The organism is Accumulibacter sp., assembly GCF_036625275.1.
Taxonomy (GTDB): Bacteria; Pseudomonadota; Gammaproteobacteria; order Burkholderiales; family Rhodocyclaceae; genus Accumulibacter.
Genome location: NZ_JAZKUD010000023.1, coordinates 14,815 through 39,186, shown reverse-complemented (window position 1 = coordinate 39,186; position 24,372 = coordinate 14,815). Strand labels below are relative to the sequence as shown.

Here is a 24,372-nt window from a genome sequence, read left to right as displayed (position 1 = left end):
TCAAGAGCCTGCCTTTTCCCCGACCGGCGCGGCTGGGCAAGGGCGAAACCTGGCGCGTGGCGGTGAAGGTCATCGATCCGCGCGGTAACGAGGGCATGCGCGTGCTGCAGTTCTCGGAGCGCTACTAGACCCATGGCACAGCCACTGCCGATACCGATTCAGCCGGTCGAGAATCCGATCCTCTGCTCGCCGTACCGGGAGCCGGACCAGCACTGGCTGTACGACACGACGACCGGCGTGCCAACGAAGACACCGGGGCGACGCCCGGCAAGTTACTGGTTCAAGAGCGAACGAACGGGCAGTGCTCAGCAACAGATGTCGTTCCTGGCGGAAGAGGAACGCGACGATCTGCCCTTGGTGAATGCGCTACGCGACGACGTGCGACGCTGGCGGAGCAGTAACTGGGAAAACGCGAGCGAGACAACGAAGAAACTGTTGCGCCATTGGTCGCGCGAAGACCGCGGGCGACGGCTGTTCTTCTGTCAGGTCGAGGCGGTGGAAACGATCATCTACTTGCAGGAGATTCTGGCGCTTGGCAAGAAACCGCGCTGGACGCCGAAGCTGACACTGAACGAGTTCCAGACACTCAGCCAGGGGCTCAATCCCCGCCCGCAGGACTGGAAGGCGAAGGTGGCGCAGCATCCGAAGCTGGCCGACATTCCGAACGAGGCCGGCGCCAGGGCGATCCCCCGCTACGCCTGCAAGATGGCGACCGGCAGCGGCAAAACGGTGGTGATGGCGATGCTCATCGCGTGGGCGTTCTGCAATCGTGGCACCAAGCCGGGCGATCCGCGCTTTTCGCGGCGTGCGCTGGTTCTCTGCCCGAACCTGACGATCAGGGAGCGACTGAACGTGCTGCGGCCGGGTGATCCGCACAACTACTTCGAGCAGTTCGACCTCGTGCCGTCGTCGCTGCGTCCCGAACTGGCAAAGGGCAAGGTCTTGGTGACCAACTGGCATTGGCTGGCACCCGAGGCCGAAGTGCAGAAGGTGGGCGGTTCGCCGATTGTCCAGCTCGGGGTAGAGAGCGCCGAGGCGTTTGCGCGCAACCGGCTGGGCGACCTGTGGGACGACGAGCCGCTGCTGGTGCTCAATGACGAAGGCCACCATGCTTACCGGCCGGCCCCCGTCGGCGCCGAGGTGAAGCTGACCGCCGACGAAAAGGCGGATCGCGAAGAGGCCACGGTGTGGGTCAGCGGGCTGGACAAGATCAACGCCGCCTGCGGCATCGGCCTCTGCGTCGATCTGTCGGCGACGCCATTCTACATCCAGGGCAGCGGCTACCCGGAAGGCTCGCCGTTTCCGTGGATCGTCAGCGATTTCTCGCTGGTCGATGCGATCGAGAGCGGCATCACGAAGATTCCCCGACTGCCGGCGATGGATAACACGGGTCGGCCCGATCCGATCTATTTCAAGCTGTGGGAGCACATCACTCGTGACCTCAAGGCCGGGGAGAAACTCACCGGCGGCAAGCCAAAGCCGTCCGTCGTCTACCGCAAGGCACAGCCCGCTCTACTGACTCTGGCGGGCCAGTGGAAGCAGAAACTCGAACAGGTCACCGCATCGGCACCAGGCTACGACCGAACGCCGCCGGTGATGATCGTTGTTTGCGACAATACCGATATCGCCAAGGAGTTGCACCGGGCGATTTCCGGCGAAGAACTCATCGAGGCGGATGTGCCCGATGAAGACGAAGGTGAAGATGGCGAACAGGGCGCGCCGCAGCAGCGCAGGAGAAAACCCAAGGCTCGGAAACACTATGGAACCGGCTTGCCGGGCTTCCCCGAACTCTGGAATCGAGCAGGCGCGGAAGTCACGCTGCGCATTGACTCCAATCTGCTCGCCGCTGCCGAAAGCGAAGACCCGAATGCGACCAAGAAGGAAGCGGCGGAGGAACTGAGGAAGCTGGTCTCGACGGTGGGCCGACTGGGCGAAGCGGGCGAGCACATCCGCTGCGTCGTCAGCGTGAATATGCTCAACGAAGGCTGGGACGCGAATAACGTGACGCACATCCTCGGCCTGCGAGCGTTTCACAGTCAGTTGCTTTGTGAGCAGGTGGTGGGGCGCGGCTTGCGCCGGATGGATTACACGCCAGACCCGAAAACCGGACTGCTGACGGCCGAATACGTGGACATTTTCGGCATTCCCTTCTCGCTGATCCCGTTCAAGGGGCGCGAGCCGGACAGCAGTGTGCCACCCGATGACCAACCGAAGCACGAGGTGCTGGCGCTGCCCGAGCGGAAGGCCTTCGAGATTCGCTTTCCAGTGGTCGAGGGCTATGTCGTCGCACTGAAACGCAATCGCGTGACCGCCGATGTGGGCAACATCGAGCGCACTGCTCTGGATGCCTGGCGCGTGCCTGTAGCGGCTTTTGTCCGCCCGCAGGTTGGCTATCAGGTCGGCCACCCGAGTGCGCACGGCGGATTCGGTTTCGAGCTGGTTGACCGGCAAGCCTATTACGACTCGATCCATCCGCAGACAATCGAGTTCGAGATCGCCCGCGAGATCGTGCGTGCGCTCACCGAAGCGGCGCATCCGGGCAAGGAACGTCTGCGACGCGAAAGTCGAAGCGCGCTGTTCCCGCAGGTACTGCAGATCGTGCAGCGCTATATTGGCGAGCGGGTGGACTTCAACGGGCTGCATCCGTGCGAGGTGGGTTTGCAGACCTATGCGCAGCGGATCATCGGGCTGCTGATTGCCGCGATCACCCCGGACGACAGCCAGGGCGAGGCGGCATTGCTGCCGAGACTGAATCGCTACAAGCCGATCGACAGCACCGAGCGGGTTCGCTTCAAAACCGTGAAGCCGGTGCAGATCACGGGGGCAAGCCATCTCAACTTCGTAGCCTGTGATACCAACTCATGGGAGCAGGCGGCAACCTTTCAGCTTGAGAAGCTGGCGAAAGAGGGAATCGTTTTCTGCTACGCGCGCAATGACCGACTGGAGTTCAACATTCCCTATGAGCTTTACGGCAACCCGCAAGTCTATGAACCGGACTTCATCGTTCGGCTGACCAACTCGCTCCAGGTGGTGCTTGAAATCAAGGGCAAGCCGCATGAGGACACGGACGCCAAGCATCAGGCGGCGAAGCGCTGGGTGGCGGCGGTGAATCATTGGGGCCGGCTTGGTGAATGGGACTTTCTGGTGTGCCGGGAACCGCAACACCTGGCTCAAGCCCTGACCCAACTGATCGCGGTGCGCAGTAAACACGTCCGTGCCGTCGCTGCTGAGTTGCCGGCGCAGGCGGAGGGCGAAGTGGAGCGCTCCTTCGGCGGGACGCGGGCTGATTTCGCTCGGGCACTCAAGGGACTCCTCGAAACGAGGCGGGCCGACTAACGATCATTGCAGTTGCGGCCCCCCGGGATGATGAAAGAAGATCCGAGTTGGGAAGCGGCGGGAAGAGGTCGCGCCATATTTTGGCGGCTTGGCCCCGCAAGCTCACGGGACCCGCTGAACCGACTCGTACCCCGGATGGCGGCCATCGAGCGCACCCATTAATGATAACGTCAGTTCGGGATAACGAAGCCGGAAAAGTGGCGCTAACCTGTTGATGAGAAACCGATGGGCGTCGCCGCATAGCCTTATACACAACTCATTCAGCATGGGCAAAAAGTGACCTAACGCGTTGATTTGTAGATGAAACATGCTTAAATGAGCGGATTTTTATGCAATTCGGTAACCTGATGTTTTGTATAGGTATTTATGATCCCAGATGAGTTGTGTATAAGGCTATGGCGTCGCCGTTGTCTGGGTAAATTGGGTGCATGACCTAATCACTCCCGTTATACAGAGGGCCTCATCATGGACGAGATGACCGACACTGACTGCCGGATAGACGACTTTTACAAAGCGGCCGAACCCCAACTCAAGGCCCGACTGCTGACCGATGGCAAGCGTCACCGGTCACGGAAAGGCAGTCTTTCCCTACCCGAGTTGATGACGCGGGTGGTGCTGTTCCATCAGATTCGCTACCGGCAGTTCAAGTCCTTCTACCTGATTCATGTGTGCCCACACCTGCGCGCTGAATTTCCCCGGCTACCGACGTATCAGCGGTGTGTCGAGTGGTTGCCGCGCTGCGCGATAGCGCTGGCCGCTCTGTTCGAGGAACTCACGGGCCAGTGCACGGGAGTGTCGATGGCCGATTCGACGCCCCTCACCGTCTGCGAAAACCTGCGGATTTCGTCTCACCGGGTCTTCCAGGGCATGGCGGCGCGGGGCAAGAGTTCTACCGGCTGGTTTTTCGGGTTCAAACTCCATCGGGTCATCAATCACTTGGGCGAACTGCTGGGCGTCAAGCTCACTCCGGGCAATGTCGATGACCGCAAACCCTGGTGCCACTTTGCGGAGCGGCTCTTTGGCAAACTGTATGCCGACAAGGGCTATATCGCCAAATGGCTTACCGCCTTCATGAAGGACCTTGGCATTGATTTTGTGACCAAGGTCAAGAAAAACAGGAAGCCCGTCGCCCTGACTCCCTTTGACGAGGCGATGCTACGGCAGCGATCGCTCGTGGAAACCGTCATCGACGAACTGAAAAACCTCTGTCAGATCGAGCACACCCGCCATCGCTCGCCCATCCATTTCGCCGTCAATCTGCTGGCCGGCCTCATCGCCTATTGCCTCATGCCCAATAAGCCAAAATTGTCGCTACAAGACGTCCGTCGGCTCTCTCAATCCCCCACGCTTATCCCGAACTGACGTTAATGATAGGTCAGTCTACTGGGCAAGACGCCCAACTAATGATGGAGCACGCCATGGCTCAACGCAATCGAAGCCTCCGCCTCAAGCCGGGTCAGTCCCGAGTGGCACTGACGATCCCCCCTCAATGCGGCAAGAATTGACATTGGCAGCGCGGCGCATTTGGTGGTCGTACCACCGAACCGGGACGAGGAACCGGTGCGGGAACCGGTGCGCGAGTTTCCCAGCTTCACGGTTGGCCTCAATGCCATGGCTGATTGGCGCCAAGCCTGCCGGGTGGACTGGCGGTCATCAGCGAGACCGGGGCCGACAGGTCACGCTTTCCCACGGAGGGCCACTTCGCGAGCGGGCTGGGTTTGTGCCCGGGCACCCAGATCATCGGTGGCAAGGGGATGAGCGGCCAGACCAAGCGTTGTGCCAACCGCGCGGCCCAGGCTCTGCGCTTGGCCGCCGCAGCGCTGAGAACCCGCCAGTCCGCGCTCGGCGCGTACTCTTGAGAGGTATCAGCACGTGCTTGCGACGGAACCCAGAAGATACCATAATGGTTTCTGCTGACTCCTGGAGGCACCATGCCAACGACCATTACCCTCAAAGGAATACCCGACGACGTTTACGACCGCCTGAAGTTGTCGGCCGAGGCAAACAGGAGAAGCGTGAACAGCGAGGTGATTGCCTGCCTTGAGACTCTGCTTCTGCCGAAGAAGACTACGGCGCTTCAGCATCTGGCTGCCATTCAGGCTCTTCGCGCGAGGCTGCCGAAGGATGCGTTCAAGCACGAGGACATTGATCGTCTCAAGCGGGAAGGTCGGCCGTGATCGTTGTCGACACGAGCGTGCTGGCGTATCTACTGATTCCGGGCAAGTACACGCCGAGTGCCGAGAGACTGTTGGCGACCGACTCAGACTGGGCAGCCCCTCGCCTGTGGCGCAGTGAGTTGAGGAACATTCTCGCGACGTACGTGCGGAACCAGCTCATGGAAGTCGCGGACGCGGCGGCGCTGCATCATCGAGCGGCAGCGCTCATCGGGACCGAGGAGTACGAGGTGCAGACAATGGACGTGCTCCGTCTGTCCAGAAGTAGCGGTTGCTCAGGCTACGACTGCGAATTCATTGCGCTTGCCGACTTCCTGGACGTCAAACTTGTGACCACCGACGCGAAGTTGGCGAAGGCATTTCCCGCGCGCACGAGTCTTCTTCCTGATGCCTAAGGAATGAAAGGGACGGCCTCGTCCCAAGCCAGCCGTGCGGATTGAGCCTGGAGACGGCCACGAAGTGCCAAGATGGGGTTTCTGACAACGCTCATCAAGCAAATTTTCGTCCCAGCTCTCGCAAGCACGAGCGCATCACAAAGTTTGCAGTGATTCAATTTTCGCAACCACGAAATGCCAGGGCCGGGAAAACCCGGCCCTGAAATTACCCGATCGCTGGCTCGGTTACTTCCAGCCGGCCTGCTTCTCGCAATCCTTCATCGCCTTGGGGTTGGCCTTTTCCCATACCGAGATGGAGCGAGTCTCGTTTTCGTCCATCTTGTCGTTCATGCATACGCAGTACTTGCGGACTACCTCAGCGGTGGCGCCTTCTCCCTTGTTGTCCTTGATACACTGAGAAATCCACTTCCTGTCATCGGCATCGGCAAAAGCTGCTCCGCTGAACAGCATGGACAGCAGGAGGCACGTTGCGCTGATATTCAATTTCATCTGACTCTCCCAAAGTGGGTTGCATGAAAGGAGCCGCCATGCTAATCATTATGATGGCAAAGTCAAGCGGGAGATCCGGATGATTTTATAGGCCTCTTCAATCGCCCCGCAACGATCATCGATGCCGGGGTGGCCGTGCTGGCACACAGCCACCTTCCCCTGCGCCCTCCCCGCGAGAGGACGCGGGGCACCTGTCGGTGGAAGGGGAAGCCTTGTCGCTCAGTCGCCAGCCGGGCCACGGGGACCACGCGGCCCACCTGGTCCGAAGTGGCCGCCCGGCCCCATCCGTTCGATCTTGCTCTTGAAGAACAGGCGCGCTTTTTCCTTCTGCGCGGCGTCGAAGCTGTCGTAGACCGCCAGCCAGCGGTCGCGGCCGGCCTCGCGCTGCTTGCGGCCGGCATCCCTGAGTTCATCCATCTGCCTGACGATGGCGCGCAGGTCGGCACCCGGTTTGCTGACGCTGGCCAGGACTTCTTCGTGGTGCTTGCGCATCTGCTCGCGCATCTCGCGCATGCCGGTCTTGCTGAACTGCTCGGCTTCCTGCCAGAGCGCTTCCTGCTTGGCGTCCAGCTTGAGGTCGTCGTGCAGGCGCGACATTTCCTTCATGTGGTATTGCATCCGTTGTTCCATCCGTCCGCCGGGCGCGCCACAACGTTCGGGGCTCATGGCGAAAGCCGCACCGCCGACGCCGAGCGCCAGGACCAGTGCAGTGACGAGAATACGCGGCGAGAATTTCGATTTCATGGGATGACTCCTGTCAGTGAGGTTGATCGATCGCGGCGGGCGCGGTTGTTGTCTGCCCTCTCGCGATGTCGCCATTGTGCCCTGCCTGGCATTGCAAACGATTTCATCGCCGTGGTGTTGCGTTGCAAATTGTTTCTTCCAGCCAGAGCAAGGCCGACAACAGCATAGAATGCGGGCAATCGCCACAGCCGCCACGATCATGAAAAAAATTCTCCTCATTGACGACGACGCCGAGTTGCGCCAGTTGCTCGCCACCTATCTCGGCCGGCACGGTTTCGACACCCTGCTGTTGCCCGATACGCGCCAGCTCGATGCCTTTCTCGAACGCTACCAGCCGCAATTGCTGATCCTTGACCTGATGCTGCCTGGGGAAGACGGTCTGGCGGCGTGCCGGCGGCTGCGCGCGCGTGGTGAGACGCGACCGGTGATCATGCTGACCGCGCGCGACGAGCCGGTCGACCGGGTGATCGGCCTGGAGATGGGGGCCGACGATTATCTCGGCAAACCTTTCGATCCGCGCGAGCTGGTCGCCCGCATCGAGGCAGTGCTGCGGCGTGGCACGCGCTCGCCGGCGGCAGCACCCGATTCCGCAGGCGGCGTCACACATTTCGGCGAATGGCTCTTCGACCGGGCTGCGCGCCAGTTGTCGAGAAACGGCCAGGCGGTGGCACTGACCAGCGGTGAATTCGCGCTGCTGAACACCCTGATCAATCACGCCAACCAGGCGATGAAGCGTGAACGTCTGCTCGAGTTGACGCGCGGCGACGCCAGCGAGTCCTTCGACCGTGCCATCGACGTTCAGATCCACCGCCTGCGGCGTCTGATCGAGGCCGATCCTACCCACCCGCGCTACCTGCAGACGGTGTGGGGAGTCGGCTATGTCTTCGTTCCGGATGCCGCCAGCGACGCCGACGCAGAATGAGACTTTTTCCCGCTTCGCTGGCCGGACGGACGGTACTGCTGGTGATTGCCGTCATCGCCGTCGCGGAAATCGCCACCTTCTCGTTGCTCGGCCATTTCCGCCGCAGCTCGCACGTCAATCAGACGGTGCAACTGATCGCCGGCCAGGTGCGTCTGTTGCAGGTGGTGCTGCCGGGGCTCGGCGATGATGCTCGCCAGGCCCTGAGTGCTGCTGATGCCGGCGAGCAGGGGCTGCAGGTGCGTCCGGACAGCAGCGGTGTGCCGACTCACCAGCCGCTCTTTCCTTTCGCCCGCCGTCTTGCCAATGACCTCACCGAACGTCTCGGCGAACCGGTATTGCTCCGGCACGGCGGTCCGGGGCAGCGCAGCGGCCTGTGGATCGGTTTCCTGGCCGGCAACGAGCGCTGGTGGCTGCTGCTGCCGCCACCACGCTTCGAGCCGCAAGCGCTGCCCTCCGATCTGTGGTGGTTTCTGGCGCTGACGCTGGCCGCCGTGCTGTTGATCGCCGGCCTCTTCGTGCACGGCATCGTCGGACCACTGGCCCGCCTTGGCGATGCCGTCGCGGCAACCGGCGACGGAGCGGCACGCACGGCAACGCCGGAAGGTCCGCGCGAGGTGCGGCGCCTGGCCGAGCGTCACAACACCATGCTGGGCCAGTTGGCGGCAGCGGCGGCCGAGCGCCGCGAGATGCTCGCCGGCCTGACGCACGATCTGCGCGCACCGCTGACACGCTTGCGCCTGCGCCTGGCGCTGCTTGCCGGCGATCAACAGGAAAGCGGTGATTGCGCCGGCCTGGTGCGCGACGTCGACGACATGGAACGGATCGTCGGTCAATGCCTGGCTTTCCTGCGTAGCGAAAACACCGAGGGGGTGGCGCCCGCGCCGCTCTTCATCGCGACGCTGCTGCACGAGGCGGTCGCGCGCCAGCGCGAACTCGGCCGCGCCGTCGAATTGACGGTCAGCGCCGCTACGGCGCAATGCCGGGTGGCGATAACCACCGGCAATCTGCAACGGCTGCTCGACAACCTGATCGACAACGCCCTGCAGCATGGTGCGCCACCGGTCGAAGTACAGTTGGCATGGGACAGTACCGGCGTCGCAGTGCTGCGCGTGCGCGACCACGGGCCGGGAATTGCCGGCGCGGATCGCCCCCGCGCCCTCGAACCCTTCGCCCAGCTCGAACCGGCGCGCGCCACCGACGGCAGTTGCGGACTCGGTCTGGCGATCGTCCGGCGTATCGTCACCGGCTGTGGCGGTGAGCTACTGTTGGCCGACGCGCCCGGCGGTGGCCTGGAAGTCCTGGTTCGCCTGCCGACTCGCTGAACAGGCCCGAGTGCAGACATCGGCAATGCATGCACCTTGATCGTGATGCGGAACTTCCGGATACTCATCCGGCCAAACCACCACTTTACCGGAGACCCTTCACATGAACGAACAGGAACAGCAAGCCATTCTCACTCTCTGCCTGATGGCCGCCTTTGCCGACGGCCACAAGAACGAATCCGAGCGCGCCGAACTCAAGCGCATCGCCGACGCCCTGGCTGGCGAGGGATCGATCAACCTCGCCGCGCTCTATCAGGACGTGCTGCTCAAGCGCGTCTCGATGGCCTCGACAGTGGCCGCTCTGACGACCCCGAACGCGCGGCAGCTCGCTTTCGAAATGGCGGTCTGCGTCTGTGACGCCGACGGCGTGCAGAGCGCTGCCGAACAGGCTTTTCTCGCCGACCTGCAGAGCGCTCTCGCGCTTGACCTGCAGCAGTCGACAGCCTACAGCCGGCAGGCGGAAACCATCGCAGCACTGCCACTCGGCGCAGGCGCAAGCGGCAGCACACCACCGCCGCCGGCACCCGCTCCTCTTTCTGCTGTCGAGCATGCATCGACATTGAGCGAGGCGGAAATGGACCAGCTGATTCTCAATGCGTCGATCCTCAATGGCGCACTCGAACTGCTGCCGGAATCGCTGTCGACGATGGCGATCATCCCGCTGCAGATGAAACTGGTCTATCGCATCGGCAAATCCCATGGTTTCGAACTCGATCGCGGCCATATCAAGGATTTTCTTGCCACGCTCGGGGTCGGGCTGACCTCGCAGTACCTCGAACAGGCCGGCCGCAAACTGCTCGGCGGTCTGTTCGACAAGGTTGGCGGCGGCCTGTTGCGCGGTCTTGGCAAACAGGCGGTCAGTTCGGGAATGAGTTTCGCCAGCACCTATGCGCTCGGGCACGTCGCCAAACGTTACTACGCGGGCGGTCGCAGCTTCTCGGCGCCGATGCTGCGCACCGCTTTCGACGACATGCTCGGCGAGGCCAAAGGACTGCAAAGCCGTTACCTGCCCGAAATGCAGGCCAGGGCACGGACGCTCGATACAGCCCGGATCATCGAACTGGTCAGGCAGGGCTGATTTTCTGCTACGTTCACGCGCTCCACACGGCGCAGCGATGCCGCCGGCTCGTCACCGCTCTTCCGACACGATCTCCCCATGCTCACCTTCGATAATCGTTTTCTGCGCGAACTGCCGGGTGACCCCGAGCGAAGCAATGTGTCGCGGCAGGTCTTCGGCGCCTGCTGGTCGCCGGTCGATCCGACGCCAGTGACCGCGCCGAGACTGCTCGCACATTCGCGCGAGGTGGCGGCGGCGCTCGATCTCGACGAACAGGCGATGGCGGCACCGGAATTGCTCGCCGCGCTGTCCGGTAATGGACGGCTGCCGGGCATGGCGACCTATGCCAGTTGCTACGGTGGCCACCAGTTCGGGCAATGGGCCGGACAGCTCGGCGATGGCCGTGCGATCCTGCTCGGCGAAGTACTCAATCATCAGGGGCAGCGCTTTGAACTGCAGCTCAAGGGAGCCGGCCCGACGCCCTACTCGCGCCGCGCCGACGGCCGTGCGGTGCTGCGCTCGTCGATTCGCGAGTTCCTGTGCAGCGAAGCGATGCACCACCTCGGCGTGCCGACGACACGCGCATTGAGTCTCGTCGGGACCGGTGAGACGGTCATCCGCGACATGTTCTACGACGGGCATCCGGTCGCCGAGCCGGGTGCGGTGGTCTGTCGGGTTGCACCCTCATTCACCCGGTTCGGCCATTTCGAGCTGCTGGCAGCGCGCGGTGATCGTGTCCTGCTGCAGCGCCTGGTCGAGTTCACCCTGGCGCGCGACTTCCCCGAACGGGCCGCCGCCGGCACTGCGAACAACTTGGCGGCCTGGTTCAGGGAAATCTGCGAACGTACCGCGCGCCTGATGGTGCACTGGATGCGCGTCGGCTTCGTACATGGGGTCATGAATACCGACAATATGTCGATTCTCGGCCTGACCATCGATTACGGCCCCTACGGCTGGGTGGACAATTTCGACCCCGGCTGGACTCCGAACACCACCGACGCATCGACCCGGCGCTACTGCTTTGCCCGGCAACCAGCGATCGCGCTCTGGAATCTCGAACGACTGGCCGAAGCGCTGGCGATGCTGATGCCTGAACCTAACGAGCTGGCCGACGCCCTCGAACATTATGGGGAGGTGTATGCCAACGAATTCCGCGCTGCCTACGCAGCCAAATTGGGCCTCGAATGCTGGCAGGATGACGATGTCGATCTGCTCGAGGACCTTTACGGGCTGATGCATCGGGCGGAAATCGACATGACCGAGTTTTTCCGCAGCCTGGCCCGCCTGGACATCGGGCAGCCGAGCGTCGAGGTCGTGCAGGAATCATTCTACCGTCAGGACCTCCGGCAGCGCTTTGCCGGCGATCTGCTGCAGTGGCTGCAGCGCTACGCTGCCCGCCTGCGACAGGAGGGACTGCCGGCAGATCGACGGGCGGCACGGATGAATGCCGCCAACCCGCGTTACGTCCTGCGCAACTACCTCGCGCAGCAGGCCATCGACCTCGCCGAACAGGGCGACATGCAGCGGGTCGATGAACTGCTCGAGATCCTGCGCCGGCCTTATGATGAGCAGCCGGGGCGGGAAGCATTCAGCGCCAAGCGGCCCGATTGGGCGAGACACCGGGCGGGGTGTTCGATGCTCTCCTGCAGTTCGTGAGAAAGTTCGCAAAAAAGGAGTCCAATCATGAAAGTCGTCAAAGCGCTGGTCTTGCTGGCACTGTTCTGCGCTGGACAGGTCGCGGCTGCCCAGAACCTGCTGATCAGCGAGCCGCCGCCGAGGGTCGTCCCGCCCATCCTCCTGCGTACGCCGGAAGCGGCACAGCCGGTTCGGCTGACCCGCGTCAACGTCGATGTGGTGGTGCTTGGCCGCCTGGCGAAGAGCACCGTCGAAATGACCTTCCACAATCCCAACGCCCGCGTACTCGAAGGCGAACTGCAATTCCCCCTGCTCGACGGTCAGGCGGTCAGTGGTTTCGCGTTCGATTTCGACGGCAAGTGGCGACCGGCAGTACCCGTCGACAAGGCTCGCGGTCAGGAAGTCTTCGAGGAGGTGACGCGGACACGGGTCGATCCGGCCCTGCTGGAGGCCACCCAGGGCAACAACTACAAGTTGCGTATCTACCCGATTCCGGCGCAAGGCGACCGCAAGGTATCGCTGACGATCAGCGAACATCTGCCGGGAAGACGTGATGGGACGGCACGGTTGCGCCTGCCTTTGGCATTCGGCGAACGGCTGGGGAATTTCGATCTACGGATTCAGGCGCCCGGACTCAAAGCCGATGCGGCCAGGGTAGTGCGCGGCCTGAGCGGTGCCCGCTGGGAGAACCGTGAAGGTGGGGCAACGCTGACATGGCATCGCCGCGATGATCAGCCGGAACGGCTGGCCGAAGTGAGCTTCTCGCCACCCACGGGTCCACTGGTAACGGTCGAGGAGTTCGACGGCAAACGGTACTTCTACGCCGAACTGCCGGGGCCCGGGGTACCCTCTGCCGCACGACCGAAACCAGGGCAGTTGGCCCTGGTCTGGGACGCTTCGGGTTCCGGTGCCGAGCGCGAGCACGGGCGCGAATTTGCCCTGCTCGACGCCTATTTCAAGGCCCTCGGCAATGGCCAGGTGCGGCTGACACTGGCCCGCGACAGCGCCGAGGACGGCGGCAATTTCGTCATCAAGGGAGGCGACTGGTCGAATCTGCGCGCGCGCCTGGAACAGGTAAGCTATGACGGGGCGACCAACATGGCGGCTTTTCGCCCCCCCGCCGCGGCGGATGCCGTGCTGCTCTTCTCCGACGGCCTGGGCAATTTTTCTGCCCAGAGCATGCCTGATTTCGACCGGCCGCTGTTTGCCGTCAGCGCCGCAGCAGCGGCCGATGGCGAGCGTTTGCGCCAGGCGGCGACAAAAAGCGGTGGCGTCTATATCGATCTGCTCGCGACTTCGCCGGCGGCGGCGGTGACGGCGCTGCGCAGCATCGGCCCAGCCCTGGCCAGCCTACGTTCCAACGGCGCGCGCGAACTGGTGGCGGCGCTGCCCGATCCGGAATCGGGGCGCCTGGCGGTGGCCGGCGTCCTGACCGAGCCGACGGCGGTGCTCGATCTGGAATGGCGCAAGCCCGGCGGCGGTATCGAACGTCAGCAAGTCCGGGTCGGCAGCACGAACGCACTGCCAGCCAGTTTTGCGGCGCAGGCCTGGGCACGCCTGCGGCTACAGCAGTTGTTGCCGGAGCGGAACATCCATCGGACAACCATTGCCCGCCTCGGCAAGTCCTTTGGCCTGGTCACACCGGGTACTTCGCTGATCGTCCTGGATCGCGTTGAAGACTATGTGCGCCATGAAATCCCGCCCCCTGCCGAGCTGCGTGACGACTACGAGCGGCTTGCGGCAAGCCGTCGGCAGCAGGTCGAACGCGACCGCGCCAGTCACATCGAAGACATCGCGCGTCGCTTCAAGGAAAAACAGGCCTGGTGGGAACGCGACTTCCCCAAGGGAGACCGCCCACAAGCGAGGCAGGAAGCCAAAGTGGCAGCGGCCGCAGGAGCCGCACCCGGCATGATGATGGAACGAAGTCAGCCCGCTTCGGCAGCACCACCGGCGCCTGCCCCGGCCGGCGTTGCGCCGATGCCGCGAATGGCAGCCGCCGCCCCGGCGAGCAAGGCGAAGCTTGCCGATGCCGAAGCACCCGTCGCCAGGATCCAGCTCAAGAAGTGGCTTCCCGACGCTCCCTATGCCGAGCGCCTGCGCAAGACCGAAGCCGACCAGCTTTATCGCGTCTATCTCGACGAGCGACCCGCTTACCTGAACAGTACGGCGTTCTTTCTCGACGCGGCCGACATTTTCTTCGAGCGTTCCCGCCCGGAACTGGCGCTGCGCATCCTTTCCAACCTGGCCGAGATGGATCTCGAAAACCGTCACATCCTGCGCATTCTGGGCTACCGCCTGCTGCAGGCGAAACGCGCCGACCTCGCCGTACCGGTGCTGCAACGCGTCCTCGATCTGGCGCCCAACGAACCGCAATCCTGGCGTGACCTTGGACTGGCGCAGGCAGAAGCCGGCGACCGGCAGCAGGCCGTGGAGTCGCTCTACCAGGTGGTGACGCGCCCCTGGCACAACCGCTTCCCGGATATCGAACTGGTGGCCCTGGCGGAAATGAACGCGCTGATCGCCACTGCGCCATCAGGAATCGACACTTCGGCGATCGACCCGCGTTTTCTGCGCAATCTGCCGCTCGATTTGCGCGTGCTCCTGGCCTGGGATGCCGACAATACCGACATCGACCTCTGGGTCACCGACCCCAACGGAGAAAAGGCCTACTATGGCAACCGCCTGACCTATCAGGGCGGCGCGATGTCACGCGATTTCACCGGGGGTTACGGACCCGAGGAGTTTTCCCTGAAAAAGGCCAAGCCTGGCCGCTATCTCGTGCAGGCGCAGTTCTACGGACACCGCCAGCAAGTAGTCGCGGGAGCGACGACGCTCAGTCTGCGCCTGTACACCGCTTTCGGTAGCGCCGCCCAGAAGGAAGAGTGGCTGACCCTGCGGCTCAAGGGGCAGCGCGAGGTGGTGACGGTGGGGGAATTCGTAGTCGGTCAGTAACGCCGATAGGATTCAGCAGGTTGCCCGACGTTGCCCTGCTCCCCGCTGTGGGTAACGTCGCCCTTGCCCTGATAGCTGAAAGGGAAGTCGTCGCCGTGGGTCAACACCGCCCCGGCCTGCACCGGCAAGGTGAGCACATCGAGTACGGTGGCAAAGGGCAGCAGAAAAAGGCCGGCCAGTTTCCGATCCTGGGTCTCTGCTGGAACGTTCACGCCCAGGTAGTTGCGGTCCACGGTTTGCGACAGGATGCACCCGGTATTGAGAAGTACGGTGCCGACGACCAAGGTCACGACCCGCATCAGACGGTTAGGCATTTTCTCTCCTTCAGGCGACGACCAAGCCAGGGGATCTGGTCGGCCACCCGGTGAATAATCATTGAAGAAACTCGGCGTTGCCGCCGTCGATCAGGGCTAGGGCCTTGATGACTATACCACTATTCATTGCCTACCCCTACCCGGAAAAGACGACCGTCGCCGCGTCACCGGCCGCTCTGGGTTTGATCGCCCCGATGACCATCGCCGCTTCACCGGCTGCATGCAGGATCTGCAAGGCCTGTTGCACGTCCTCGCGAGCGACGACGACGACCATGCCGATACCGCAGTTGAAGACGCGGTGCATTTCGCTGTCGGTGACGCCGCCTTCGCGCTGCAGCCAATCAAAGAGCTTCGGGCGCGGCCACGCCGCCTGCGCGATCTCGGCCTTGACTGCAGGCGGCAGGATGCGCGGCACGTTGCCGGTGAGACCGCCGCCGGTAATGTGCGCCAGGCCCTTGACCGGCAACGCCTGCAGCAGCGCCAGCAAGGCTTTCACGTAGATCCGCGTGGGCGCCAGGATGGCTTCGGCGAACGTCGTTTCGCCGTCGAAGGCCTGCGTCAGGTCCGGCTGTGCGCGACTGATGATCTTCCTCAGCAGAGAATAGCCGTTGGAATGCGCACCCGATGACGGCAGTCCGAGCAGCACGTCCCCCGGAATGATCGTCGAGCCATCGATGATCGCCGCTTTCTCGACGACGCCGACGGCAAAACCGGCGAGATCATATTCGCCTGCCGGGTACATGCCCGGCATTTCGGCCGTTTCACCGCCGATCAGCGCGCAACCGGCAAGTTCGCAGCCTCTGGCGATGCCCTTGACGACGTCCGCAGCGGTCTCGACGTCGAGCTTGCCGCAGGCGAAATAGTCGAGAAAAAAGAGCGGCTCGGCGCCCTGGACGAGGATGTCGTTGACACTCATCGCCACCAGATCGATGCCGACGGTGTCGTGCCGCTGCAGTTCGAAAGCCAGCTTGAGCTTGGTACCCACGCCATCGGTGCCGGAGACCAGTACCGGCTCGCGGTAGCGTCTGGGAACTTCGAAGAGCGCACCAAAACCGCCGATGCCGCCGAGTACGCCCTCGCGCAGGGTCTTTCTGGCGAAGGGTTTGATCCGTTCGACGAGTTGATCGCCGGCGTCGATGTCGACACCGGCATCACGATAGGAGAGAGATTCTTGGGTCATGAGTTAGGGGATCCGGAGCAAGGCTGGCAGGTGCTGTGCAGTGGTAGAATTCGCCATTAATGAACGTCTGAAACTCAATCTTATCCGAAATGGCTCTTTCGCGTGCCGATCGCAGCGCCTACGCCTCCGCTTGAACCCCGTCCGATGCGCCAGTTGATTCTTGAACTGCTGCCTGACGCGCGCCCCAGCTTCGACAATTTTGTCGCCGGCAGCAATGCCGAAGCGTTGACCGGCCTGGCCGCCTGGCTGGCGCCAGCCAACCGCGAACCGGTGTTCCTCTTCTGGGGAGAAGCGGGCGCCGGTAAATCACATCTGCTGCAGGCCTGCCAGGCCGCGTACAGCGACGCACGCGTGGACCCCGATCTGTCTCGAATGGCCCCCACAGGCGAGTTCTACGCCGTCGACCATGTCGAGGCGCTCGGCGAAACGGGCCAGATCGTCCTCTTCAACCTGATCAATCGCCTGCGCGCCATCGGCGGCCGTCTGCTCGCGGCCGCCGATGCGCCGCCGCTACGCCTGGCCCTGCGCGAAGACCTGCGTACCCGGCTCGGTAGCGGCCTGCTCTATCGCCTGCTGCCGTTGAGCGACGCCGAGAAACTGGCGGCGCTCGCCGAACAGGCCAGAATGCGCGGTCTGGTGCTGCCGCCGGAGGTGTTCAGCTACCTGTTTGCGCGGGCGCCGCGCGATATGCGCAGCCTGGCGGCCTTGCTGGTGGCGATCGACCGTTATTCGCTCGAACAGAAGCGCCCAATCACCCTGCCCTTGTTGCGTGAGGTCTTGCAGACCTCGGTGACTGGCTGACCCGCCCGAAAGTAAAGCATGGACCTGGCCCTCTTCGACCTCGACAATACCCTGATCGCCGGTGACAGCGACTTTGAATGGGCGCAGTTCCTGATCGGCAAGGGAATTCTCGACCGTGCCCTGTATGAAGCCAAAAACATTGAATTCTACGAGCAGTACAAGGCCGGCACCCTTGACATCGACGTCTTTCTCGATTTCCAGCTCCGACCGCTGGCGGCCCATCCCCGCGCCTTGCTCGAATCCTGGCAGCGCGAGTTCCTTTCCCGAAAGATCCGGCCATTGGTCGGCGAGCAGGCGCGGCAGCTGGTTCGCGGGCATCTCGATAGTGGTGCCCTGTGTGCCATCGTCACGGCCACCAACAGCTTCGTCACCGGTCCGATCGTCCGCGAGTTCGGAATCGCGCATCTGATCGCCACCATTCCGGCACAGGAGAACGGCCAGTTCACTGGTCGGCCACGCGGCCTGCCATCGTTTCGGGAAGGCAAGATCATCCGCGTCGAGGCCTGGCTCGAAGCGCTCGGACTGTGGTGGAGCAGCTTCGAGCGGAGCTGGTTCTACAGCGACTCGCAAAACGATCTGCCCTTGCTGTCCAAGGTCAGTAACCCGGTGGTGGTCGACCCCGATTCGACACTGCGCGCGCACGCCGAAGCTGCGGCCTGGCCGATCATGAGCCTCCTGCATGAGCAAGTCGCGTCAGCGACTCACGAACTTCCCCTCGCTCGCAAGCGGGAGATGGGTCGAGGGTGAGGGAAACGGTCATGGCTTTCGTGATCGGGGGTGCCTGCTGCAACAGCCATGGCCGTTGGGTGAGCACATCAGAAAAACGTCGGCCGCCGGCCATGGCAATATCCATTATCATGCGCTGCGCCATCGCAGCGAGCAGAAACCACCCGCAATGATCCGCAAGTTCATCTCCCGCGTCCTCGGACGCCATCACCCGGACAAGCACAATGAGCCGGCCATCATCGCCGCCGCCCAGCATGGCCTGCAGCGCGAGGACATCAGTCGTGGCTGCCGGCGCACTATCGAAACCCTCCAGGAAAATGGCTACCAGGCGTACATCGTCGGCGGCGCCGTGCGCGACCTGCTGGCCGGCCTGACGCCGAAGGATTTCGATGTCGCCACCAATGCGACGCCGGAACAGGTCCGCCACTGCTTTCGCCGTTCGCGCATCATCGGCCGCCGTTTCCAGATCGTGCATGTCAGCATGGGCACGGAAATCATCGAGGTGACCACTTTCCGCGGCCACCACGGGGAAGAGGGCAGCAACAAGGCACTGACTGACGCACAGGGCCGGGTGCTGCGCGACAATGTTTTCGGTAGCCAACTGGAAGACGCCGCGCGCCGCGATTTTACGGTCAACGCCCTGTATTACGACCCGACGTCCGAAACCATCGTCGATTACCACCATGGCGTGGCAGACCTGCGCCAGAAAACCCTGCGCATGATCGGCGACCCGAAAACCCGTTACCGCGAAGATCCGGTGCGCATGCTGCGTGCCGTCCGCCTGGCGGCAAAACTGAGCCTGTCGATCGATCCCGAGGCGCGACGGCCGATCCGCGAGATGGGCAGCCTGATCGAGAACGTTCCGCCCTCACGCCTGTTCGACGAGATGCTCAAGCTGCTCACCTCGGGACATGCCGTTCGCTGCGTCAGAGAGCTCCGCGAAGAGGGACTGCACCACGGGCTGCTGCCACTGCTCGACGTGATTCTCGATCAGGCGCTCGGCGAACGATTCGTCATGCTGGCGCTGGAAAGCACCGACCGCCGCGTTCGCGAAGGCAAACCAATCTCGCCCGGCTTCCTTTTTGCCACCCTGCTCTGGCACGAGGTGCTGGCCAAATGGGAACCGCTCAAGGCGCGCGGCGAACCGGCCATCCCGTCCCTCTTTCTGGCGATGGATGAAGTCCTTGATGTGCAGGCCGAAAAACTCGCGATCACCCGCCGGATTGCCGGCGACATCAAGGATATCTGGGCTTTGCAGCCCCGCTTCGAGCAGCGCTCCGGCAAACGTCCCTACGGCGTCCTGCAGCAGCCGCGCTTCAAGGCAGGTTACGACTTCCTGCTGCTGCGGGTCGAGTCCGGCGAAGTCGATCAGGCCGTCGGCGAATGGTGGACCGCTTTTCTCGATGCCAGCGACGAGGCACGCGCCGCCATGCTGCTGCCGGCAGCTCCCGGCGAAGCCAGAAAACGTCGCCGGCGGCGTCGCCCGCCGGCCGGCAACGGGCAGGATGTCACGCACCCGGAATAAAGCGCTGCCCACCGGCAAAGTCTCCCTGGCTGGCGCTACCGCAGTGGGAGAAGAGACCCTGACGGATAGCCCGTGCTCTGATGCGGGATCGCCGGATGGCGGCAGGTGGCCACCCAAGGTGTCTGGCGTCTCACACCTGGCTTTCGTCGCGCTCGGCGCCAATCTCGCCGATCCGCGGGCCCAGTTGCGCGCCGCCGCAGCGGCGCTGGCCGATCTGCCCGAATCGCGACTGCTGCAGATCTCTTCGCTTTATCGCACGGCGCCGGTGGGGATCCGTGGCCAGCCCGATTTCATCAACGCCGTAGCGGCCATTGAGACCGTGCTTGACCCGCAGCAGTTGCTCGAAGTGCTGTTCGTCGTCGAGCGTCGCTTCGGTCGCCGTCGCGAGTTCCACCATGCCCCGCGCACCCTCGACCTCGACCTGCTGCTCTACGATCAGCGGGTGGTCGATAGCCCACAACTCAGCGTGCCGCACCCACGCATGCACCTGCGCGCTTTCGTGCTTGCCCCCCTGCTGGAGATTGCGCCACTCTGCCGCATTCCCGGCCGAGGGACCGCCGCCGCCTGGCTGCCGGCAGTCAGCAGACAGACCATCGAGAGGCTCGAATGATCGCCGACTGCACGAAGACATTCCGGCGTGCCAGCCGGAATGCGCCCCGCCAGAGAGGGAAACGGTGATGACTTTCATGACCCGGGATATCTGGAAAAGCCCTGACCGTCAGTAGCCACGATAACGCGGATACCAATAACGATGACGATGGCCATAATCTGGCCTTCCTGGTACCACCACGGGCGGTGGGTAGCCATACACGCGTGCTGGTTCGACCACCACCACAGGGGGGTTGACATACGCGCGCGGCGGCCCGTAATACCCTGGTTGAGCGGGGGCAACGACGCAGCCCGCCGTGGCGACAGCAACAAGAAGTGCGAGGACAATCGTTTTCATGAGGGGTCTCCGATAAACCATGCTCCTTTAACGCGCCAGGCGCCGATTGGTTCGTCGTTTTTTTGTATCAGCGTAGCGTTGAAACTTGCCCATCGGCTGGCCGCTCTGTGTATCCTAGGCGCGCTTTGTCCATCGTCCATTCAACCGGGGAGAGTAAGCCCATGTCCACCCACGTTGTGACCCGCCGTCTGACGCACATCGACCTCGCCAAAATGCGCGTCAATGGCGAAAAGATCGCCGTCCTGACCTGTTACGACGCGAGTTTTGCACAGTTGTGCGATCGCTGCGGTGTCGACGCACTGCTCATCGGCGACTCGCTTGGCATGGTCCTGCAGGGTCACGACTCGACGCTGCCGGTAACACTGGCCGACATTGCCTACCACACTGCCAGCGTCGCACGGGGCAGCCGACGGCCATTGGTGATCGCCGACATGCCGTTCGGCAGCTTTCAGGAAAGCCCGCGACAGGCGCTGCGCAATGCCGTGGCGCTGATGGCTGCCGGTGCGCAGATGGTGAAAATAGAAGGCGGCATGGACATGGCCGAGACGACCCGCTTCCTCTGTACGCGCGGTATCCCGGTCTGTGCGCACGTTGGCCTGACGCCGCAATCGGTGCACCAGCTCGGCGGCTATCGGGTTCAGGGCCGCGATGATTCCGGTGCTGCCCGGCTGCTTGCCGACGCGCTCGCGCAGCAGGAAGCCGGCGCCAGCCTGATTGTCCTCGAAGCCATCCCGCAATCCCTGGCGGCGGCAGCCACCGGCCAGCTCACGATTCCGACGATCGGTATCGGCGCCAGCCGGGAATGCTCCGGCCAGGTACTCGTCCTGCACGACATGCTCGACATCTCGGCAGGCAGAAAGGCTCGCTTCGTCAGGAACTTCATGGCCGGTCAGCCATCGATCGCGGCGGCGATCACAGCCTACGTTGCCGCCGTCAAAGAGGGCTCGTTTCCAGGTCCTGAACACTGCTACTGAGCCGCGACAAGATTGTCGACCCCGCTACGAATACCCGCACAGCCGGGCGCCAGGCAGCCTGTCATTCCAGTTCTAAAGAGGTTCAGCAAACACCATGCAGATTCACACGTCGATCCCCGAACTGCGCGCAGCGCTGCAAGCGCGTGGCCGTATTGCCTTTGTCCCGACCATGGGCAACCTGCACGCCGGGCACATTGCGCTGATGAACGAGGCGCACAGCCACGGCGATTGTGTGGTCGCCAGCATTTTCGTCAATCGCCTGCAGTTCGGGCCAAACGATGACTTCGACCGCTATCCGCGCACCTTGCAGGCTGACTGCGAGAAGCTCGCTGCAGCCGGTGTCGAGATGCTGTTCGCACCGAGCGAGGCGGTGCTCTACCCCGAGCCACAGCAGTACCATGTCGAGCCGCCCGCGATCCAGCATCAACTCGACGGAGAATTCCGTCCTGGCCATTTCCGTGGTGTCGCCACGGTGGTCCTCAAACTGTTCAACATTGTCCAGCCGCAAGTGGCACTGTTCGGCAAGAAGGATTATCAGCAACTGATGGTTCTGCGCCACATGACGCAGCAGCTCGCCTTGCCGATCGCGATCGTCGGTGGCGAGACCGTGCGGGCCGCAGACGGCCTGGCACTGTCTTCGCGTAACGCCTACCTGTCGGACAGTGAACGTGCCGAAGCACCGCGCCTGCATCGCCTCCTGAAGCGTCTCGTTGCGGCGGTGCATGCCGGCGAACGCGACTTCGCCAAACTCGAACGCGAAGCAGTCAGCGAGCTCGACCAGAATGGCTGGAAAACGGACTATGTGGCCGTGCGCCGACAGGCTGACCTGCAGCTCCCGCAAAACTCCGATGAGCGGGCACTGGTGGTGCTTGCAGCCAGCCGTCTGGGTACTGCGCGACTGATCGACAACGTCGAAATCGGGCTGGCGGGTGGCCATTGACAGGTAGCCATGAGCCGCTACAATTCGCTTCCCCGAACAACTCTCAACCGGTGAAAATCCATGCAGAGAACCATGCTGAAGTCGAAGCTGCACCGCGTCAGCGCGACCCACGCCGAGCTTCACTACGAAGGGTCATGCGCGATCGACGAAGACCTTCTCGATGCCTCGAACATCCGTGAGTACGAACAGATCGACATCTGGAACGTAAACAACGGCGAGCGCTTCACGACCTATGCGCTACGCGCCGAGCGCGGCTCCGGCGTCATCTCGGTCAATGGTTCAGCCGCGCGCCGCGCCGCGCCGGGTGACATCCTGATCATCGCCAGCTTCGCGACATATACCGAAATCGAACTCGCGAAACATGCTCCTCAACTGATCTACGTCGATACGCAAAACCGGATCGTGCGTATCGCCGGTGAAATCCCGACACAGGCTGCCGCCTGAGTATCAGGCCCGCACCGAAAAGCCGCGACACCTGTCGCGGCTTTTTTGTGGTGCGTCGCTGACACGGCTCGGCCAATAACGGTGCGGCCGCGACCGGCAGATCAGACTGTTTCCGGCGGCACTTTCGGTTTGCGCGGGCGACGACTGCGCGTGGCCGGCTTCTTGACTGCAGGGCCTTCGGCGTCATCAGCGACCGGCACGGCGGCTGTCGCCGCATCGACAAGCACTCCCCCAGCCACGGGAATGCTTGCCTGGACGGCTTCGGCAAATACTGGCGCCGTTGCGCCGGTCGGCGCTGCCGCGACTTCCTGAATGACCTCGCCCGGCTCCGCTGGCAGAACTTCCTGAACGGCCTCGACCTGTTCCGCTGGCGCGACCTCCTGAATGATCTCGACCGGCTCCGCTGGCGTCACTTCGGGGAACGCAACACATTCTGTCGACACTTTCTCGACGGCGTCGGTCGGCGCCTCTTCCGGCTTGGTCGCCCGTGGCTCCCGGACCCGTTTGCTCCCTTTCTCGGTCGCCTTGCGCCGGCTTTCGCCCTTACGACGCGCAGCCGCCGGCTCGTTTGTTTCTTCGTTCATGGCCACCTCGGGTTGAATCGGTGCAAGAGGCGGCGGCACGGCCGGCAGTGGCTCGGCAACGACCTCGGTGATGGCTTCAGGTCGAGCCACCATCCCGTTGCTGCGAAAGACGTAAGTCCCCGATTTTTCATCGCGACCGATCTCGAGCAGACCGCGTGCCTGAGCCTCCTCAAGCAGGTTGCCGAACGCCCGGAAGCCACAATACGACTCGCTGAAATCGGGCTTGCGCCGTTTGATCGCTTCCTTGAGCATCGACGCCCAGATCTTGCTGCTGTCGCCACGCTCGGCAAGCAGTGCATCAAAGGTGGCAACGGCCAGTTCGATGGCCTTGCTGCGGCGCCCCTCGAGTTCCTGCCTGCGTTGCGCATCCTCCTCCGGCGAACGCCTGACCACCGGCTGCGCCTCCCTCGAATCCCGTCGCGCGGAGCGCTGCATCTCGCGCACGAGGTCATCATAGAAGATGAACTCGTCGCAGTTGCCGATCAGCAGATCCGAAGTCGATTGCTTGACACCGACACCGATCACGTATTTGGCATTTTCCCGCAACTTCGAAACCAGTGGCGAAAAGTCCGAATCACCGCTGATGATCACGAAGGTATCGACATGCGACTTGGTGTAGCACAGATCCAGGGCATCGACGACCAGCCGGATGTCGGCTGAATTCTTGCCCGACTGGCGCAGATGCGGGATCTCGATCAGCTCGAAGCTGGCCTCGTGCATGGTGGACTTGAAACCCTTGTAGCGTTCCCAGTCACAATAAGCCTTCTTGACGACGATACTGCCCTTGAGCAACAAACGCTCCAGGACCGGCTTGATGTCGAACTTGTCGTACTTGGCATCGCGAACGCCAAGGGCCACGTTCTCGAAGTCACAATACAGCGCCATGATGGCGGTTTCGGGCGCAACGGCCAT

Annotated in this window: 20 protein-coding genes and 2 pseudogenes; 17 read left to right on the top strand and 5 right to left on the bottom strand. The window is 63.0% G+C overall.

What is annotated here, in order from left to right:
- Nucleotides 1–132: 132 nt before the first annotated feature.
- From V5B39_RS10025 to V5B39_RS10010, 5 genes and pseudogenes are all read left to right on the top strand, one after another.
- Nucleotides 133–3,192, top strand: a pseudogene (locus V5B39_RS10025) (DEAD/DEAH box helicase); the annotation flags it as partial.
- A 609-nt stretch (nucleotides 3,193–3,801) separates the two neighbouring features.
- Nucleotides 3,802–4,698 carry an IS982 family transposase gene (locus tag V5B39_RS10020; RefSeq protein WP_332342749.1) on the top strand — a complete coding sequence of 299 codons (897 nt, stop codon included), beginning with the start codon at nucleotides 3,802–3,804 and terminating at the stop codon, nucleotides 4,696–4,698.
- A 257-nt stretch (nucleotides 4,699–4,955) separates the two neighbouring features.
- Complete coding sequence (locus tag V5B39_RS22175) at nucleotides 4,956–5,195, top strand: transposase (RefSeq protein WP_434735679.1); 240 nt, start codon at nucleotides 4,956–4,958, stop codon at nucleotides 5,193–5,195.
- Between the two features lie 72 nt (nucleotides 5,196–5,267).
- Nucleotides 5,268–5,513 carry a FitA-like ribbon-helix-helix domain-containing protein gene (locus V5B39_RS10015; protein WP_332342748.1) on the top strand — a complete coding sequence of 82 codons (246 nt, stop codon included), beginning with the start codon at nucleotides 5,268–5,270 and terminating at the stop codon, nucleotides 5,511–5,513.
- Complete coding sequence (locus tag V5B39_RS10010; protein WP_332342747.1) at nucleotides 5,510–5,905, top strand: type II toxin-antitoxin system VapC family toxin; 396 nt, start codon at nucleotides 5,510–5,512, stop codon at nucleotides 5,903–5,905. The genes V5B39_RS10015 and V5B39_RS10010 overlap by 4 nt, the downstream gene beginning before the upstream one ends.
- A gap of 225 nt (nucleotides 5,906–6,130) precedes the next feature.
- Here V5B39_RS10010 and V5B39_RS10005 read toward each other — a convergent pair whose 3' ends face one another.
- Together V5B39_RS10005 and V5B39_RS10000 are read right to left on the bottom strand one after the other, a co-directional pair.
- A complete protein-coding gene (locus V5B39_RS10005) occupies nucleotides 6,131–6,394 on the bottom strand; it encodes a hypothetical protein (protein ID WP_332342746.1) in 264 nt (87 codons plus the stop codon).
- A 219-nt stretch (nucleotides 6,395–6,613) separates the two neighbouring features.
- Complete coding sequence (locus V5B39_RS10000; protein ID WP_332342745.1) at nucleotides 6,614–7,138, bottom strand: periplasmic heavy metal sensor; 525 nt, start codon at nucleotides 7,136–7,138, stop codon at nucleotides 6,614–6,616.
- 199 nt (nucleotides 7,139–7,337) lie between these two features.
- On the opposite strand from V5B39_RS10000, the gene V5B39_RS09995 reads away from it, so the two are divergent.
- From V5B39_RS09995 to V5B39_RS09975, 5 genes and pseudogenes are all read left to right on the top strand, one after another.
- Entirely contained in the window at nucleotides 7,338–8,060 is a 723-nt protein-coding gene (locus tag V5B39_RS09995) for a response regulator (protein WP_332342744.1), read from the top strand.
- Entirely contained in the window at nucleotides 8,057–9,382 is a 1,326-nt protein-coding gene (locus V5B39_RS09990; RefSeq protein WP_332342743.1) for an ATP-binding protein, read from the top strand. Before V5B39_RS09995 ends, V5B39_RS09990 begins: the two co-directional genes overlap by 4 nt.
- Nucleotides 9,383–9,479: 97 nt before the next feature.
- Nucleotides 9,480–10,460: pseudogene (locus tag V5B39_RS09985) on the top strand (DUF533 domain-containing protein); the annotation flags it as partial.
- Between the two features lie 78 nt (nucleotides 10,461–10,538).
- Nucleotides 10,539–12,095, top strand: coding sequence for a protein adenylyltransferase SelO (locus tag V5B39_RS09980; RefSeq protein ID WP_332342742.1), 1,557 nt, complete (start codon nucleotides 10,539–10,541; stop codon nucleotides 12,093–12,095).
- 27 nt (nucleotides 12,096–12,122) lie between these two features.
- The gene (locus V5B39_RS09975; RefSeq protein ID WP_332342741.1) at nucleotides 12,123–15,026 is read left to right on the top strand and encodes a VIT domain-containing protein; all 2,904 of its coding nucleotides are present in this window, start codon (nucleotides 12,123–12,125) and stop codon (nucleotides 15,024–15,026) included.
- Here the strand turns inward: V5B39_RS09975 and V5B39_RS09970 are convergent.
- The gene (locus tag V5B39_RS09970; RefSeq protein WP_332342740.1) at nucleotides 15,020–15,340 is read right to left on the bottom strand and encodes a hypothetical protein; all 321 of its coding nucleotides are present in this window, start codon (nucleotides 15,338–15,340) and stop codon (nucleotides 15,020–15,022) included. The genes V5B39_RS09975 and V5B39_RS09970 overlap by 7 nt on opposite strands.
- Nucleotides 15,341–15,476: 136 nt before the next feature.
- Nucleotides 15,477–16,520 (bottom strand): phosphoribosylformylglycinamidine cyclo-ligase, encoded by a 1,044-nt coding sequence (gene purM / locus V5B39_RS09965; protein ID WP_332342739.1) that lies wholly within the window; start codon nucleotides 16,518–16,520, stop codon nucleotides 15,477–15,479.
- A gap of 144 nt (nucleotides 16,521–16,664) precedes the next feature.
- On the opposite strand from purM, the gene hda reads away from it, so the two are divergent.
- The 7 genes from hda (at nucleotide 16,665) to panD (ending at nucleotide 22,876) form a co-directional block, all read left to right on the top strand.
- The gene (gene hda / locus V5B39_RS09960) at nucleotides 16,665–17,321 is read left to right on the top strand and encodes a DnaA regulatory inactivator Hda (RefSeq protein ID WP_332342738.1); all 657 of its coding nucleotides are present in this window, start codon (nucleotides 16,665–16,667) and stop codon (nucleotides 17,319–17,321) included.
- A gap of 18 nt (nucleotides 17,322–17,339) precedes the next feature.
- Nucleotides 17,340–18,068 (top strand): HAD family hydrolase, encoded by a 729-nt coding sequence (locus tag V5B39_RS09955; protein WP_332342737.1) that lies wholly within the window; start codon nucleotides 17,340–17,342, stop codon nucleotides 18,066–18,068.
- 148 nt (nucleotides 18,069–18,216) lie between these two features.
- Nucleotides 18,217–19,572 carry a polynucleotide adenylyltransferase PcnB gene (gene pcnB, locus V5B39_RS09950; protein ID WP_332342759.1) on the top strand — a complete coding sequence of 452 codons (1,356 nt, stop codon included), beginning with the start codon at nucleotides 18,217–18,219 and terminating at the stop codon, nucleotides 19,570–19,572.
- Nucleotides 19,573–19,690: 118 nt separating this feature from the next.
- On the top strand, nucleotides 19,691–20,182 hold the full coding sequence (gene folK, locus V5B39_RS09945; protein WP_332342736.1) for a 2-amino-4-hydroxy-6-hydroxymethyldihydropteridine diphosphokinase: 492 nt from the start codon (nucleotides 19,691–19,693) through the stop codon (nucleotides 20,180–20,182).
- A 497-nt stretch (nucleotides 20,183–20,679) separates the two neighbouring features.
- Nucleotides 20,680–21,492 carry a 3-methyl-2-oxobutanoate hydroxymethyltransferase gene (gene panB / locus V5B39_RS09940; protein ID WP_332342735.1) on the top strand — a complete coding sequence of 271 codons (813 nt, stop codon included), beginning with the start codon at nucleotides 20,680–20,682 and terminating at the stop codon, nucleotides 21,490–21,492.
- A gap of 94 nt (nucleotides 21,493–21,586) precedes the next feature.
- Nucleotides 21,587–22,432 carry a pantoate--beta-alanine ligase gene (panC, locus tag V5B39_RS09935; RefSeq protein ID WP_332342734.1) on the top strand — a complete coding sequence of 282 codons (846 nt, stop codon included), beginning with the start codon at nucleotides 21,587–21,589 and terminating at the stop codon, nucleotides 22,430–22,432.
- Nucleotides 22,433–22,492: 60 nt separating this feature from the next.
- Complete coding sequence (gene panD / locus V5B39_RS09930; RefSeq protein WP_332342733.1) at nucleotides 22,493–22,876, top strand: aspartate 1-decarboxylase; 384 nt, start codon at nucleotides 22,493–22,495, stop codon at nucleotides 22,874–22,876.
- Between the two features lie 101 nt (nucleotides 22,877–22,977).
- Here the strand turns inward: panD and V5B39_RS09925 are convergent, their stop codons facing one another.
- Nucleotides 22,978–24,372 carry an NYN domain-containing protein gene (locus V5B39_RS09925; protein WP_332342732.1) on the bottom strand — a complete coding sequence of 465 codons (1,395 nt, stop codon included), beginning with the start codon at nucleotides 24,370–24,372 and terminating at the stop codon, nucleotides 22,978–22,980.